This window comes from Thalassotalea sp. ND16A (assembly GCF_000764205.1).
In the GTDB taxonomy this organism is placed as follows: Bacteria; Pseudomonadota; Gammaproteobacteria; order Enterobacterales; family Alteromonadaceae; genus Thalassotalea_A.
On the sequence record NZ_JQDZ01000085.1, the window covers coordinates 104,784 to 119,502 of the forward strand.

Annotated in this window: 12 protein-coding genes; 5 read left to right on the forward strand and 7 right to left on the reverse strand. The window is 41.0% G+C overall.

All coding sequences use genetic code 11. The annotated features are described in order from the left end of the window. Positions 1-81: 81 nt before the first annotated feature. The 4 genes from ND16A_RS06295 to ND16A_RS21360 form a co-directional block, all read right to left on the reverse strand. Positions 82-2,313: a peptidase domain-containing ABC transporter gene (locus ND16A_RS06295; RefSeq protein ID WP_081945611.1), complete on the reverse strand. Its 2,232-nt coding sequence runs from the start codon at positions 2,311-2,313 to the stop codon at positions 82-84. Beyond that, complete coding sequence (locus ND16A_RS06290; protein ID WP_033078219.1) at positions 2,313-3,662, reverse strand: HlyD family secretion protein; 1,350 nt, start codon at positions 3,660-3,662, stop codon at positions 2,313-2,315. The genes ND16A_RS06295 and ND16A_RS06290 overlap by 1 nt, the downstream gene beginning before the upstream one ends. 234 nt (positions 3,663-3,896) lie before the next feature. Further along, positions 3,897-4,073, reverse strand: a complete 177-nt coding sequence (locus ND16A_RS21355) for a hypothetical protein (protein ID WP_160173526.1) — start codon at positions 4,071-4,073, stop codon at positions 3,897-3,899. An 89-nt stretch (positions 4,074-4,162) separates the two neighbouring features. Further along, positions 4,163-4,306: a hypothetical protein gene (locus ND16A_RS21360; RefSeq protein WP_160173527.1), complete on the reverse strand. Its 144-nt coding sequence runs from the start codon at positions 4,304-4,306 to the stop codon at positions 4,163-4,165. A 1,887-nt stretch (positions 4,307-6,193) separates the two neighbouring features. Here ND16A_RS21360 and ND16A_RS06285 point away from each other — a divergent pair. Continuing rightward, positions 6,194-6,922 (forward strand): transposase, encoded by a 729-nt coding sequence (locus tag ND16A_RS06285; protein WP_033078244.1) that lies wholly within the window; start codon positions 6,194-6,196, stop codon positions 6,920-6,922. Here the strand turns inward: ND16A_RS06285 and galU are convergent, their stop codons facing one another. Further along, entirely contained in the window at positions 6,923-7,834 is a 912-nt protein-coding gene (gene galU / locus ND16A_RS06280) for a UTP--glucose-1-phosphate uridylyltransferase GalU (RefSeq protein WP_268746318.1), read from the reverse strand. A 253-nt stretch (positions 7,835-8,087) separates the two neighbouring features. Between galU and ND16A_RS06275 the strand changes: the two genes are divergently transcribed. The 3 genes from ND16A_RS06275 (at position 8,088) to ND16A_RS06265 (ending at position 11,572) form a co-directional block, all read left to right on the forward strand. Next, positions 8,088-9,632: an MBL fold metallo-hydrolase RNA specificity domain-containing protein gene (locus ND16A_RS06275; protein ID WP_033078220.1), complete on the forward strand. Its 1,545-nt coding sequence runs from the start codon at positions 8,088-8,090 to the stop codon at positions 9,630-9,632. A 170-nt stretch (positions 9,633-9,802) separates the two neighbouring features. Beyond that, complete coding sequence (locus ND16A_RS06270; RefSeq protein ID WP_033078221.1) at positions 9,803-10,663, forward strand: universal stress protein; 861 nt, start codon at positions 9,803-9,805, stop codon at positions 10,661-10,663. 45 nt (positions 10,664-10,708) lie between these two features. Then, a complete protein-coding gene (locus ND16A_RS06265; protein WP_033078222.1) occupies positions 10,709-11,572 on the forward strand; it encodes a universal stress protein in 864 nt (287 codons plus the stop codon). A gap of 299 nt (positions 11,573-11,871) precedes the next feature. Here ND16A_RS06265 and ND16A_RS06260 read toward each other — a convergent pair whose 3' ends face one another. Together ND16A_RS06260 and ND16A_RS06255 are read right to left on the reverse strand one after the other, a co-directional pair. Then, positions 11,872-13,275 (reverse strand): peptide MFS transporter, encoded by a 1,404-nt coding sequence (locus tag ND16A_RS06260; RefSeq protein WP_033078246.1) that lies wholly within the window; start codon positions 13,273-13,275, stop codon positions 11,872-11,874. 152 nt (positions 13,276-13,427) lie between these two features. Further along, positions 13,428-14,045, reverse strand: a complete 618-nt coding sequence (locus ND16A_RS06255; protein ID WP_033078223.1) for a 3'-5' exonuclease — start codon at positions 14,043-14,045, stop codon at positions 13,428-13,430. Positions 14,046-14,409: 364 nt separating this feature from the next. Here ND16A_RS06255 and ND16A_RS21365 point away from each other — a divergent pair, with 364 nt between their 5' ends. Next, positions 14,410-14,556 carry a hypothetical protein gene (locus tag ND16A_RS21365; RefSeq protein WP_160173528.1) on the forward strand — a complete coding sequence of 49 codons (147 nt, stop codon included), beginning with the start codon at positions 14,410-14,412 and terminating at the stop codon, positions 14,554-14,556. The last annotated feature ends 163 nt before the right edge of the window (positions 14,557-14,719 follow it).

Sequence of the window (14,719 nt, forward strand, 5' to 3'; positions counted from 1 at the left end):
GTTTAATAACAGCCTGCGGAGCAAGTGGGCTGTTAATGGTATCGGTTAACGACCTATAGCCAGCCGCGGTTTTGTCTGCCGTTAGCCAGTTGCTTGTTGCTGCTGTGCACGAATTTTTTCGGTGACTTCAATTAACTGGCCCTGTTGAAAGCTGTATATTTTGTCTGCCGATAAAATGGTATCAAGACGATGAGCGATAATGATACGAGTAATATTAAGCTGCTTTACCGCATGGTTTACCAGCGACTCTACCTCACTATCTAAATGCGAAGTCGCTTCATCCAAAAATAAAATTTTAGGCTGTTTATATAACGCCCGCGCCAGCAGCAAGCGTTGCTTTTGGCCACCCGACAAAGTATTTCCCATATCGCCTACCAGGCTGTTATAGCCCATCGGCATGGCAGCAATATCCTTATCTATAGCAGCAAGTTGCGCCACAAAAGTCACTCTGGCAAAGTCGACCTGTTCGGCAAAAAAACAAATATTATCAACAATAGAGCCACTCAAAAGCTGATCGTCCTGCATTACCGCAGATATTTGACTGCGATAATGGCTTAAACCCAAATGTTTAATATCTACATCAGACACACACACTTTTCCATAACTTGGGGTGAATAACCCCAGCATCAGTTTTAACAACGTAGTTTTGCCACAACCCGAAGGTCCAATAATGGCCACCGACTCACCTTGGGCAATGTTAAGGTTTATCTGTTGAAACAATAACGGCTCATGCGCACAATACTGAAAACCGACATTAACGAGTGAAATTTCGCCGCTAAGCTGTGCATTGGCTGGCGCAGTAAAATGGCTGTTATTTACCGTTACCGCAACGGCATCAGTATGGTTATCGCCGGTCTTTACCCCTGCCGTGGTACGCAAGTTTGCTTCTTGTTTACACTGAGCAATATCGGCAAGCCGGTTTAAATGCAGCGATAACATGTTAAATTCGATCAACTTTTCAATTAAATTGACCATCTTGGCAATAAACTGCCGTTTATAACTCATAAACGCAAACAGCATGCCAACGGTTAACTCTCCTGAAATCACCAAAGTAGCAGCAAAATACACGACCAATACGTTTTCAACCACAAAGATGCCATCGTTAAGCCAGCCAAAGTGGATCTGAAATTTTCCCAGTTGAATGCTGCAATTTACCTGCTCGGCATAGGCGTTATGCCACAAGTTTTGTCGCTGAGATTCACCACCAAACAGTTTAATACTTTGTATGCCGCGCACACTTTCCATAAAATTACTTTGCTCTTTGGCTCGCGCGACTATGGTTTCTTCACTTAACTGTTTAAGCGGTTTAAATAGCATGGCACGTACTATGGCGTAGCTGCCAATGGCAATACATACAATAGCCGCCAGCGTTGGACTATATAAAAAGATCATCACTAAGGTCGCTATGGCCATTAAGCCATCCACTACGGCTTCAATAATGCCAGTGGTTAGCATATCTTTTACTTGTTGTAATGATGAAAACCGGGCCACCACATCGCCAATATGGCGTTTCTCAAAAAAACTTAAAGGCAAACGCAACAAATGCTGAAATAAATTCGCCGCCATTTGAATATTTAACACATTGGAAAAATGTAAAATGACAGTAGATCTCAATGCCTTAGTCGCAAGTTCAATGATGCCCAGCAGGGCAAAGCCCAGCGCCAGTACCAGCAACAAATTGCTGTCCTGACTCAGAATCACCTCGTCTACCACTAGCTGCATATAGTATGGACTCGTCAGGGCAAACATTTGCAGCAACACCGATAATAAAAACACTTTCAGTAAGGATGGAATTAAGCCGGTCATTTTTGAATAAAAATCGCTTAATTTCATCCGCACCGTTTGCTTCGATTTTTTAAAATCTTTGTTCGGGCTCATTTCCAGTGCCACGCCAGTGAAATGTTTGCTCACTTGAGTTAATTTCAGTTTTTTCTCACCAAAGGCAGGATCATGGATGACAATATAACTGCCAGTTACCTTTTTCAGTACGACAAAATGATTTAAATCCCAATGCAACACGCAAGGAGTGGTTAATTTCTTTAAATCATTAAGTTCAAGCCGCAGTGCCCGTGATGAAAAGTTTAACGCGGCACAAATGTTCATCAACTGCTGTAAGCTTGCCCCTTTTAACGAAATTGAAAAATGTTGCCTAAGCCAGTTAAGATCGGTTTTTAACCCATAAAAATTAGCAACCATGGCAATCGCTGCCAAGCCACATTCTGCCGCTTCGGTTTGTAATATCAACGGCAAACGGCTGAATCCCTTAAAGCGTAATAAGGAAACCGGGTTAGATATCAGGGCTGAGCTATCCATTAAATTCTCCCCCGCAAGCTATATAAAGGCTCTAACAACCACTGCCATAAACTGCGTTTATCAATCACGATATCGGCTTCTAACAACATCCCCGGATGCAAGGCCAAATTATTACCATAAGCGAAAACATGCTGCTGTTCCAAATCTACGGTAACCTTATAAACCGGCTCGCTTACTCCTATCGGCAAAGATAAATCTTCCGGCATTAACACCGCTTTCGATACCTGGCTAATTTTTCCGGCGAATAGCCCGAAACGTTGATAGGGAAATGCCTGATAACGCATTAACGCTTGCTGGCCTTCATTAACAAAGCCAAAAGAATGGGTTGGCACTAATAAAATGGCCTGCAGCTTGGCTTGTCTGGGCAAGATGGTAAGCAAAGATTTATGGGCTTGCACCGTTTGCCCTATTTTTGCCAATACGTTGGTAACACGACCACTGCGTGACGCTTTTATTTGATAACTTTGCTTAAATTGCAGTTGATAAATGCGTTGTTTAACCGCCACAATACGATCTTTCAGGCTGGCTTGTTTTTTCGCCAGCAATAGCGGCTTTTGCACAATTTCAAAACGCGTTTGTTTTAACTCAGAGTCAACACTAAGCAGGTTTTGGCTGAATTCATCATGTTGTTGGCTTAAGGTTAAATACTGCTCTTCTAGCTGGCTTACTTGTTGTTCAGATAAATGGCCATCAACATATAGTTTTTTGCCATTGCTTAGCTGTTTTTGGCTAAGGGTTAAATGTTTACTTAAGGTGCCCTGCTGATGCTGTTTCTGGTTGCGCATTGCCTTTAAATGCTCAAGCTTGGCATTCAGTTTATCGGTGCCTAACTCACTCAGTATTCGTTCATCGTTTATTTCTTCAGACAATCGATATTGTTGCAAACTGAGATCATTGAGCATTTGTTGATTAATATCTTCACCATTGACCAACTCGCTGGCAATTTCAATTTGCGCAATTACCTCGCCTTTAACTACCTCATCACCTTCTTGCACCAGCAAATTGGCCAGAACCCCAGGGCTTTGAATAACAGCTTTCACCAAACCTCTGGTCGGTTGCAAATAGCCTTTTACCGACTCTTTGCGAGTATAGTCATGATGAGTGAGATAAAATATTGCAATGGCAACAATTAAAATAATGAAACTTATCAACAAACTAAAGGCAACAGGCTGGGCAAGAGTAACAACACCGGTGAGTTTATTCGATTTGTGGACTAAGGCCTCTTGCCGAAATAAGCCAGCCCCATTGGGCCTGGATTGTTCGGCCGGTTGAGAGCTTGCCGTCGCTTTAGTACCACTAGGTTTAGACGTTGCTGAAGAGGTCTCTCCAGATATAGTTAGTTTCGACATAAAGCACCTCCAATGTGCATTTCTCTTAGCAAGTTAATTAACTATCTGCTCTACTTTTTCACGAGGACAAATGGATAAATACAATGCATAAAATTTAGTAAGCAGTTATTCGTTTTAACCATTAAAAATGAGCAGATATTTAGTCAACCTGGTATGTCCGGTCAAACAAAGCCAATCCTTTAGCTTTAATCTTAATGGTGTCTTTATCTTGCAATAAAACATACTGTTGTGCTGCTAATCTCGATGAAACAAGACCGCAGTTAAAAACAGTACGGCGCTTAATGTCATCATTAACAGGTTAACCAAAGTGGTTTCATCAACCGATAAAAAAACACTTATCGCCAAAATAATTAAAAAGCCGATTGCCAAACTGTATTGCAGTTTTTTCTGAGCGAGTTTAGATATTTGCATAACATAATCTTCCTAAATAGGCTGCGCATGGCTAGTCCCGTTTATTGTTTCTAAATTTACCTGTTTATAGTTGAGCATTAAGGGTCATATCAGCTAGCAACAACATAAAACAAGGCGCCATACACCAACAAACCAACCGTTAAGCCGGCAACAAACCCTTTCGCTGCAATTCTGAGTAAAAACTTGCTTCTGTACTTTCCTTTTACGGCCTTGTTGTAGCTTGCGATATTCATTATTCATTATTCATTATTCATTATTCATCCTGAAGATAATTGATACCAAGTTGATTAAATATCTGCTCATTTTAAATGGTTAAAACGAATAACTACGGCTTTATAAAATTGAAAAGTAGAATAACTACTTACTAAATTTTATAAATTGTATTTATCCATTTTCCCTCATGAAAAAGTAGATCACATACTTAATCAAATTGGTATGATTCGCTATTCTCTCTGGTTGTACAAATCTAGCAAGTAGCCAGATTAGCCAAGTTATCAATAGCGATACCGATTTTTGCCATTAAAAATAATTAGCAAGAGTGTTGTTACTATCTAAGCATTGCCGATTATTCATCGGCCTAAAATAGCTAAAGCTTTCTAGGGTATTTTATTAACCAACTGAATATCTTAGATATTAACAGAGAAAAACAGAGAAAACAGGCATCCCCTAAATTCCATTTATCTGAGATTTGTGTTGTAATTTCCTTTCATCACACCATTAAATTTAGGTTGAGATTAATGTTTGGTCAAACAATAAAAATGAAAAAAAATCAAATAAAGCGCTTACAAAACACAATCATTTGAATTAGAAAGAAATTTATTTTGTATTAAAATTTGCTCCGGATATTTCAAGTAAATGCTAATTTTCTCTGGTCACTTTAAAAAATTATTAATAGTCAATCATTTATGATAAAAATAGCTTTTTTTGCGGCGAAATCTGTTTGTTTTTCGTTATTTATTAAATGAATTTTTAATTTGCATGATGTAAAAATTCTGCCTATTCTGTAGATCGTTAGTTTAATATTTATCGTATTTATTTCATTGAAGTACGGTTACATTGCACTAGCAGCAAATGGCTATCAAAAACATGGAAATTTAAATAACACAGTTACGATAACCCGATATTTGTGGTTCTTTTAACCACAGGTGATTACAAACAAAATTTGTTGAGTTTTACCTTTTTACTCAATGACATAATAATTTTTCAGTTAAGGATGGCAACATGAAAAGTTTAATGAATGTTATTTTAATGACAACAAGGTCCTCAGTTGAACTTGCACCAGCTTATCGCATTATTTTGCAGAACGTAAAGCACTGGCAAGCCCTAACACCTTATCCCTTTATCTTCCGACAGCCTGGCTAAGCCGTTGAGTCAATAATGCACAGCAAAACCACTCCGGTGCTCTTTTGCAATAAACATTAACTCCGGCCCACAACATCACAGATAACTTTTGTTTAATGCAAATACTTTATTTGTTGATAGGCTACATTTCACTCACAACCAGATTATTTACCTGTGTGTAAATATTACATGTTGATGGATTAACATGTATTGCCAGGATGGCGAACCAATGGATTGGTTTTTGCAGGAAGCAATATGGAAGAAGTAGGTCAAGGATGACCGCAGGGCTACCGCTTAGGATGAGCAGAGTCCTTACCCAATAGGCTATTGCAAAGTGTTGGTAAAATCGCACTGAACAGCAATAGTTTTGTCAGGGAGACAACAGCTTTGAAGGAACAAGGCTGGTAAAAAGGATAAAAAGGAGCTGTACAACATTTAAATTACATTGGCAGTTTTACAGGAGTAACTCGGCTTTTCGATATTTTTATGTTGTTCCTGCTTATTCCTGATACCAATTTGAATAAGTATGTGGTCTACTTTTTCATGAGGTAAAACGGATAAATACAATGCATAAAATTTAGTAAGTAGTTATTCGTACTTATCAATTTTATAAAGCCGTAGTTATTCGTTTTAACCATTAAAAATGAGCAGATATTTAATCAACTTGGTATTAATCATTTGTTTTGCTGTAAATATAAGATATATCAGGCAGGGTGCATTGGCTTTTCGCCTTAGCCTTATATTTACCGGCAAATTATACCGTTGCAAAGGAGTTGCAAATGGCTAGAAAACCTAGAATTTATATTCCCGATATGCCGTGTCTTATCTATCTATGTGGCAATAATCAACAACATTGTTTTTATTGTGACGCTGACTATCAATATTTTTTGCGCTTACTTGCCAAAGCGGCCAATAAATACAACATTGCTCTGCACGCTTATGTCTTAATGGATAAACACATTCAGTTATTGCTCACCCCCAGCAGCAAACACGGAATTTCCCGATTAATGCAATACCTTTGCAGCAGTTATGTAAGGTATATAAATAAAAGGTATCAGCGTAGTGGTTCATTATTTCAGGGCCGGCACAAAGCCAGTGTTGTCGATGCCAACAATTACTTACTCGCCTGCATGCGACACATAGAGTTTGAGCCCGTAAGAGCAGGTGTTGTCTCTCACCCGTGTGAATATCCCTATTCAAGCAACAAACAAAATGGCCAACACCAAACGTCGGCAACCTATCCAATAGAACTGTGCAAGCCTATGCAATACTTAACGCTGGGCGATAATTTGATCAGCAGAAAAAGTAATTATCAAAAGCTTTTTAGCAATGCCGGCAATAACGCCGCCAGCCAGTTAATTAGCGAACGGCTGCAACATAATTATCCCATTGGTAATAAACTGTTTATTGCTGAGCTGGAAAACAATCATCATTTAATTTTAAAACACATGAAACCGGGTCGCCCGGCAAAACCATTGCAAGTAACTTTGCCGATCATTTTTTGTTAATTACAATGATAAGCTTTTTAAATACGCTGAAAATTCACCATTAAGATCTGGATGACGCAAACCGTATTCAATATTCGCCTTCATATAGCCAAGTTTCGAACCACAATCGTGTGATTTACCGGTCATATTAAAGGCTTCCACAGTTTGCTCATTCATTAACATGGCAATCGCATCGGTTAATTGAATTTCATCACCGGCCCCTGGAGGCGTCATTTCTAATAATGGCCAAATTTCTTTTGCCAATACGTAACGGCCAACAACGGCCAGATTAGAGGGTGCGTCTTCCAACTCTGGTTTTTCCACAATTGCCGTCATTGCACAAGATTCACCCGGTGACACGGCCGTGCCGCCACAATCAACAACCCCGTAACTGCTTACTAAATCCATTGGCACCGGTTCAACCATAATTTGGCTCGCTTGGGTTTCACCAAAGCGGGTGATCATGGCGGCCAGGTTTTCAGTTTTTAAATCCGACGCGGCATCGTCAATGAGTACATCCGGTAATACCACGACAAAAGGTTCATCACCAACAATAGGCTTGGCTTTTAATACGGCATGCCCTAAGCCTTTCGCTTCGCCCTGGCGTACGTGCATAATAGTGACATGTTTTGGGCAAATGGCTTGAATTTCATCTAATATCTGGCGTTTTACTCGCTTCTCTAACGTAGTTTCCAACTCAAACGATTTATCAAAATGATTTTCGATGGCGTTTTTGGAAGAGTGGGTTACCAGCACAATCTCGTTAATGCCCGCCAATATACATTCATTGACTATGTACTGGATCAGTGGCTTATCCACCACCGGCAACATTTCTTTTGGAATGGCTTTGGTTGCGGGTAACATCCGAGTACCTAAGCCAGCAACCGGGATAACCGCTTTTTTGATGATTGAGTTTATTTTTGTTGAAGTCAAAACAAGTAGGTCCTTTAAATAATTATTGCGGTAAATCTATACCGTTATTGGCCGTAGTATACGCGAATAAAAAATTGAAATTAAGTGGCATTAATTGATTTAGCCAAATTAAGTAAATTTAAATACCCGGCAATCAATTTGAAAAAGATGGCAACTTTGTTTGAATTCATTTAACCCTGCAACATTGTGAAATTGATATAAACTTATTACAGAGAAAAATGTTCATGATAATAAATACTTAAGGCCTGTTGATATGGATATCAGTTTTAACCACCACGGTGCAGTAAATGGCGTAACCGGGTCTTGTCATCAAATAAACATTAAGTTAAATAAAAACCACAAAACCAGTGACAATGCCGAAAATTGGCCAACAACGAGCTATTTAATCGATTGTGGACTGTTTCAAGGCGCAGAAATGACTGCCGCAACCGATAATAATGATGGCTCCGCTCAACAACACCACAAAGCAAACGGCAAGATAAACAATAGTGCAAACAATCAGCACAGTATTAACTTTCCCTTAGACAATATTTGTGCGTTATTAGTGACTCATTGTCATATCGATCACGTTGGTCGGATCCCCTATTTGTTGGCAGCCGGATTTACCGGGCCAATCTACTGCAGTGCGGCAACAGCAAAGTTATTGCCTCTGGTAATATCCGATGCGGTAAAAGTTGGCGTCAGCAGAAATAAACAAATCATTAATGCCGTAGTTAAACGGTTAAAGCAACAATTGGTAGCCGTTAACTATAATCACTGGCAAATGCTGCCGGTTAGCCAAGAACAAAGTAAACAGGGCGTTGAAGTTAAGGTGAAATTTAAAGCCGCGGGCCATATATTAGGCTCTGCCTATATTGAGCTGGCTATTGCCAGCAAAATCACTAAGTGCAAACACAAGGTGGTATTTTCCGGCGATTTAGGAGCAAGTTATACACCGCTATTGCCAAAACCGAAATCGCCCTATTCATGTGATACTTTAATCATAGAATCCACCTATGGTGATAAAAACCATCATGGCAGAAAGCAGCGTCGGAAAAATCTTGAGCAAGTGCTAAAACGTTGTGTCGATGATAATGGCGTAGTATTAATTCCGGCGTTCAGTATTGGCCGTACTCAGGAGTTGCTCTATGAAATTGAAGAGATCTTGCATCGCTTGCATAAAAAACACAACTCGACAAACACCATTGACAGCGAACAAATGCTTAACAACATTGATGTTATCGTAGACTCGCCACTGGCCAGTGAATTTACCGAACACTATCGAGAGTTAAAGCAACACTGGGACGCCGAGGCGCGCTGTAAATTAGCCAATAATCGCCACCCATTATCGTTTGAACAGCTTTACACCGTAGGGAGTCACCAAGAACACCAAAGTGTCATCTCCTATTTAAAACAAAAACAAAAACCGGCAATCATCATTGCCGCAAGCGGTATGTGCACGGGGGGCAGAATGGTAAATTACTTACAAAGCTTTTTATCCGATAAAACAACAGACGTGCTATTTGTCGGCTATCAAGCGAAAGGCACCTTAGGTCGGCAAATACAGCAGAACAAGTCGCGCTATAACAGCCCTTATGTGTTTATCAACCACATCAAAGTCGCCATCAATGCCGGTATCCACACCCTAAGTGGTTATAGCGCCCATGCCGATCAAAGCGATCTGCTTGGTTTTATCAAAGGCATGCGCAAAAAGCCCAATAATATCCGTATTGTTCATGGTGACAGTGAGGCTAAAATGGCATTACAACTTAAAATAAAGCAATTATACCCACATATTAAAGTACTAATACCACACTAAATCCTTACTTAAACCTTGCTGAATGTTCCTAGTGCCAAGTCTAAACGCACTCCGGTTTTAGTTAAAACAACATTATTAGGCTACTTCCCTGATTCAGATCAAACCGCGCAAATAAAAAGCGATTAAGGTAATAACAGGGCAAATTAATCGAATAATTATAAGGTACTCACATGGATAAAATTCTAGTAATCGCCGATGCTGACTTTGACAAATCAGTCGCCATAAAACAAGCCGATAAATTGGCTAAAGCCTACGACGCCACGTTACATGTTGTCTATTTTTATTATGAAGACTTACGTGGCTTAGGAGAAAAAGGTACGGCTTTTAAGCAAACAATTCTCGATAAAATGGAAGAGAAAGCAAACGATCAACTCGCCGAGGTGTGTTCCAATAATAATTGCACCTATGAAGTTGTTTGGCAGAAAAACATTCAAAATTGGATATGTGACTACGCCGACAAAGAGCAACCGTTAATGGTCATTAAAACCGGTAATCGCAGCGAAACCATGTTTTATACGCCTACCGACTGGCACCTTATTCGCGAATGCCCAACCCCCGTGTTAATTGTTGCCGAAGATAAGTGGCATAAAACCCCAAACATTCTAGCCGCAGTCGATTTACAAACCGAACTTGCCGATAAACAAGCGTTAAACCACAAAATCCTGGCGCAAGCGACATCGATAGCCAACAAACTCAATGCCAAAGTTCACGTTTGTTACACCCCGCTATTTTCAAAACTGTTGCGTGATCTGGGCGTACAATTCAAAGACGAAATAGAACTTCAGGCAGAAAAAAACCTGGCGGCGGTGATCAGTAAACTGGCGCTGCAATACGATATAGATCCGCAAAATTTCCATATCCATGCCGGTAAACCAGAGCAAGTGATCCCATCAATGGCTGCGAAATATCATGCCGGGGTTGTGGTTATTGGTAGCGTGGGCAGAAAAGGCTTGAGCCAAAAATTTATCGGCAACACTGCTGAAAATATTTTAAGCTTTTTAAAAACCGACATCCTGGCGATCAAGCCCTAAACTTAAATTATAATTACGGCGCGACCTTGAAGAAAAGGGATAACGATGAAAAACGATATATTGGTGATATCCGATCAACAAGAGCAAAATTATACGGCTATTTTGCAAGCAGCAGAACTGGCCATCGCTTATGATTGCAATTTGCACATTGTAAATTTTTGCCATGAAAACCTGCGCGGCATTAATGATATTGAACAGGCCAAACGCAAGGTAATTCATAATTTGCATGAGCTTAATGCCCATAAATTAGTGAATAGCCTACAAGGCAAAGTAGAGTACAACTTTGAAACGGTATGGGAAAAAGACATCCATACCTGGGTTAGCCACTACGTGCAAGAGCATAAACCATATATGGTGGTGAAAACAGGTCATCGCAGTGAAGCACTGTTTTACACGCCAACCGATTGGCATTTGCTCAGAGAATGTAATGTTCCTATGCTTATTGCTGCCGATCATAAATGGCAGAAAGCCCGCAACGTACTGGCGACGATAGACTTAGAAACGGAAATCGGTGACAAAAAACAGCTAAATGGTAAGGTATTACGAAATGCGAGTATCATTGCCAAGCACATTAACGCGGAATTACACATTGCCTATGCCCTGCCATTTTCTCCATTGCTGAGAAAACTCGGTATTATTGACAAAGATAAACTCGAAGATGAGCACAAAACTGCTCTAAAAGAGCAGATGTCGCTGCTGGCCCAAAGCTACGGCATTAAGGCTGACCACATCCACATCAAAGCCGGTCAAGTTGATAAAGTTATTACCAGTATTGCCGCTGATTGTAACGCAAGCATTGTGGTGGTTGGTACAATAGGAAGAGCAGGTTTAGATCAAAAGCTTATAGGTAACACCGCGGAGAGTATCTTATCCTTACTGAAAACAGATGTGCTAGCGATCAAACCATAAAAACCCACCAACCAACCCTTTCGATGCTCGATACGCGATAGGAGGTCCCACATCTCGCTAATGCTCGTGGTGGGATGACGTTTAACTGTATTAAGAAAGTTTATGCCGTCATCCCCGAGGAGCACTAGCGACATCAGGGACCTCATTCGGGCGAAGTGTGCTTGAGTTGGATACGTCGTTGGCGAAACTTCAGTCTCGCGCAATGGAGGTAGCCACCTTAAGTTGCCTGCCAAGAAAAAAAAAACGAGCAGTGTATGCTCGTTTTTTAGTTTGGGTTATTCCAATGACTTTACCATGGGTTAAACCGGATCTTGATCAAGTTCACTATGCTCGACAGTGGCTCTATCTTCTGCGCCATGCATCCATTCGACCAGCTTATCAGCCATAAAGAATACCAAGCCACCAGCAATAAAGCCACTCACCGCTAAACCGGCAAATATTGAGAAGGCATTATTAATTTGCTCAGCACCTTCGCCGATCATGCTGCCAACCAAACCCGCTACTTTATTGGCAATTGCCGAACAAGCAAACCAAACGCCCATCAATAACGAGAGGAATTTAATCGGGGCTATTTTGGATACCAGAGATAAACCAATGGGTGAGATGCAAAGTTCACCAAATACCAAAAATAGATAGGTAATGATCAAATATAAAACACTGACTTTTACATTCAGATCACCACCTTGCTCCATAGTAGCAGCAACCATAAATAAGAAACCCACACCCACTAACAGTAAACTGTAGGCAAACTTTTTCGGCGAGCTTGGCTGTTTATCACCAAGTTTGGTCCAAAGACCGGCAAATATCGGGGCAAACGCCACCACAAACAAGGCACTTACCGCTTGCAACCATGATGCCGGCATTTCCCAGCCTAGAATGTCTCTGTCGGTAAAGTCTTTGGCATAAATATTTAATAAACCACCGGCTTGTTCGTAGCCCACCCAAAAGACGATAGAAATCACCGACATGATCACAATCACTTTCACTCTGTCGCGTTCCACTTGCGTTAATGGCCTGTCCTTGGCACTAACGCCGGTGCCGGTACTCATACCATGAGCAGATGGGTTAACACCAATATCACCCAGGTATCTTTTCGCCATGGCTAATTGCATCGCCACAGAAATCAACATCCCCACTCCGGCAAAAACGAACCCTAATTGCCAGTCAATTTTTTCGCCAACGTAACCAATCACTAATGGTGCGATAAAGGCACCTATATTAATCCCCATATAGAAGATAGTGAATGCGCCATCGCGACGAGTATCACCTTCTTCGTATAAATCACCGACTAAGGTCGAAATATTGGGCTTAAATAAACCATTACCACAACACAATAAGGTTAAGCCGATATAGAACGCTGATTCTGCGCCGTCACCTAACCATTCTTGTGGTGTCCCTAAGGTAAAGTGGCCAGCAGCCATTAACAGGCCACCAATAATTATACTTTTTCGTTGCCCTAAAATATTATCGGCAATCCAGCCACCTAACACCGGAGTTAAGTAAACCGCCATAGTGAAGGTACCGTATAAACTCAAAGCATCGGCATTTGACCAGCCAAAGCCGCCAGACTCTACCGTTGATACCAAATACAGCACTAATATGGCGCGCATACCGTAGTAACTAAAGCGTTCCCACATTTCGGTACCAAATAATAAGAATAATCCTTTTGGGTGTCCCAGAAGGGTAGAAGATGGTTGGTTCATGTTGCTCTCTTTTTTATATAATTTTTTATAGGAGTAATAACTTAAATTGCCAATGAGCTGTTTATTACTCAAAGATAAGTTAGCTCTATAATAGGGGATTTCATAGCTATAAGTACAGTCTGGGATGTTATTAAGCAAAAATACCGGTTAAGCTACCATTTGCTCAACATAGCAGGCGCATTTGCTTTTGCGGTTTTGGCTAACTTCTTGATTAAAGCAAATGGGATTTGTGGGATCTGATAATCGATTGAAATATCAGCTAACATGGTTAACCAAAGTTTGGCCGTCATCTCAGCATCAAATAATGCCCTATGGAATGCGCCTTCACCATCCAGGTTTTTATACCTTACTAAGGTGCCAAGCTTATGATTAGGCGCTTCTTGATAGATCCGTCTGGAAGTGAGTAGCGTACAAGCAAACTCCCCCGCATATTTATGACCGATCCTGTCAAACTCCGCATCCAAAAACTTTTTATCAAAAGACGCATTATGGGCAAGCAGGTTTTCATCACCAATAAAATCAGCAAATCTGGCCATCACTTGCTCACAAGGGTCTGCAGTTTTTAACATCGCATTGGAAATGCCGGTGTAGTTTTCAATAAAAGCGTTCACCGGGCGGCCAGGGTTCATCAATTCCTGAAAAGTATCAACCACCACACCGTTGCTAATTTTTACCGCACCAATTTCAATCGCCCTGTCTCCCTGTTGCGGAGATAATCCAGTGGTTTCAAAATCGAGTACTATAATTGAATTGGCATTAGGGTTTGGCATGTAGACAGAACTTCTTATTGATAACTTTTGACAAGTCATTATGCCTGATACCAATACGTCTTAATAGAACAAAATGGCTTATCGCCCGGAGTTGTTGAGAATTGGTTGGCGAGAATTCATTCTCGCGTAATGGCGATAGCCAGCTTAAGTTGCCTGCGGCAGGAACGATGCGAGGTTGAAACCCCGCCAACCCATAGGTTCTGAGCCCTGGTTGGCGGGACTTTAGTCTCGCAGGTTGATAATAACCAGTTACGTTGATTACGGCAAAAATGCGAGGTTGAAACCCCGCCAACCAAAGTAGTTAACTTACACCACGTCAACCTGAGGAGCTTAAGCGACATCAGGGACCTCATACGGGCGCAGCGTGCTTGAGTTGGATACGCCGTTGGCGGGACTTCAGTCTCGCGTTATGGCGAAAGCCACTTTAGTTGCCTACGGCAATGACGCGAGGTTGAAAACCCCGCCAACCAAAGTTTCTAAAGCTCTATACGCGGAAGGCGGTTACGTTTAGAAGCACGTTGTGAATTGAGGAGGTTCCGGCCTTCGCCTAACACCGATCAGTTAAGGAAAACGATCGGTTGACAGGAAAAAGGATCATACGACAATAGCCCCTTATATTTAATAAGGGTTATTTTCATGCTTTCAAATTGGTTAATTGATACAGAGTTATTTGC

Excerpts from the sequence above, each read along its gene's own strand:
- ND16A_RS06255 (WP_033078223.1), bottom strand. The coding sequence starts at position 14,045 with ATGCCAAACCCTAATGCCAATTCAATTATAGTACTCGATTTTGAAACC.
- ND16A_RS06265 (WP_033078222.1), top strand. The coding sequence starts at position 10,709 with ATGAAAAACGATATATTGGTGATATCCGATCAACAAGAGCAAAATTAT.
- ND16A_RS06275 (WP_033078220.1), top strand. The coding sequence starts at position 8,088 with ATGGATATCAGTTTTAACCACCACGGTGCAGTAAATGGCGTAACCGGG.
- ND16A_RS06295 (WP_081945611.1), bottom strand. The coding sequence starts at position 2,313 with ATGGATAGCTCAGCCCTGATATCTAACCCGGTTTCCTTATTACGCTTT.
- ND16A_RS06285 (WP_033078244.1), top strand. The coding sequence starts at position 6,194 with ATGGCTAGAAAACCTAGAATTTATATTCCCGATATGCCGTGTCTTATC.
- ND16A_RS21355 (WP_160173526.1), bottom strand. The coding sequence starts at position 4,073 with ATGCAAATATCTAAACTCGCTCAGAAAAAACTGCAATACAGTTTGGCA.
- ND16A_RS06260 (WP_033078246.1), bottom strand. The coding sequence starts at position 13,275 with ATGAACCAACCATCTTCTACCCTTCTGGGACACCCAAAAGGATTATTC.
- ND16A_RS21360 (WP_160173527.1), bottom strand. The coding sequence starts at position 4,306 with ATGAATATCGCAAGCTACAACAAGGCCGTAAAAGGAAAGTACAGAAGC.
- ND16A_RS06270 (WP_033078221.1), top strand. The coding sequence starts at position 9,803 with ATGGATAAAATTCTAGTAATCGCCGATGCTGACTTTGACAAATCAGTC.
- ND16A_RS06290 (WP_033078219.1), bottom strand. The coding sequence starts at position 3,662 with ATGTCGAAACTAACTATATCTGGAGAGACCTCTTCAGCAACGTCTAAA.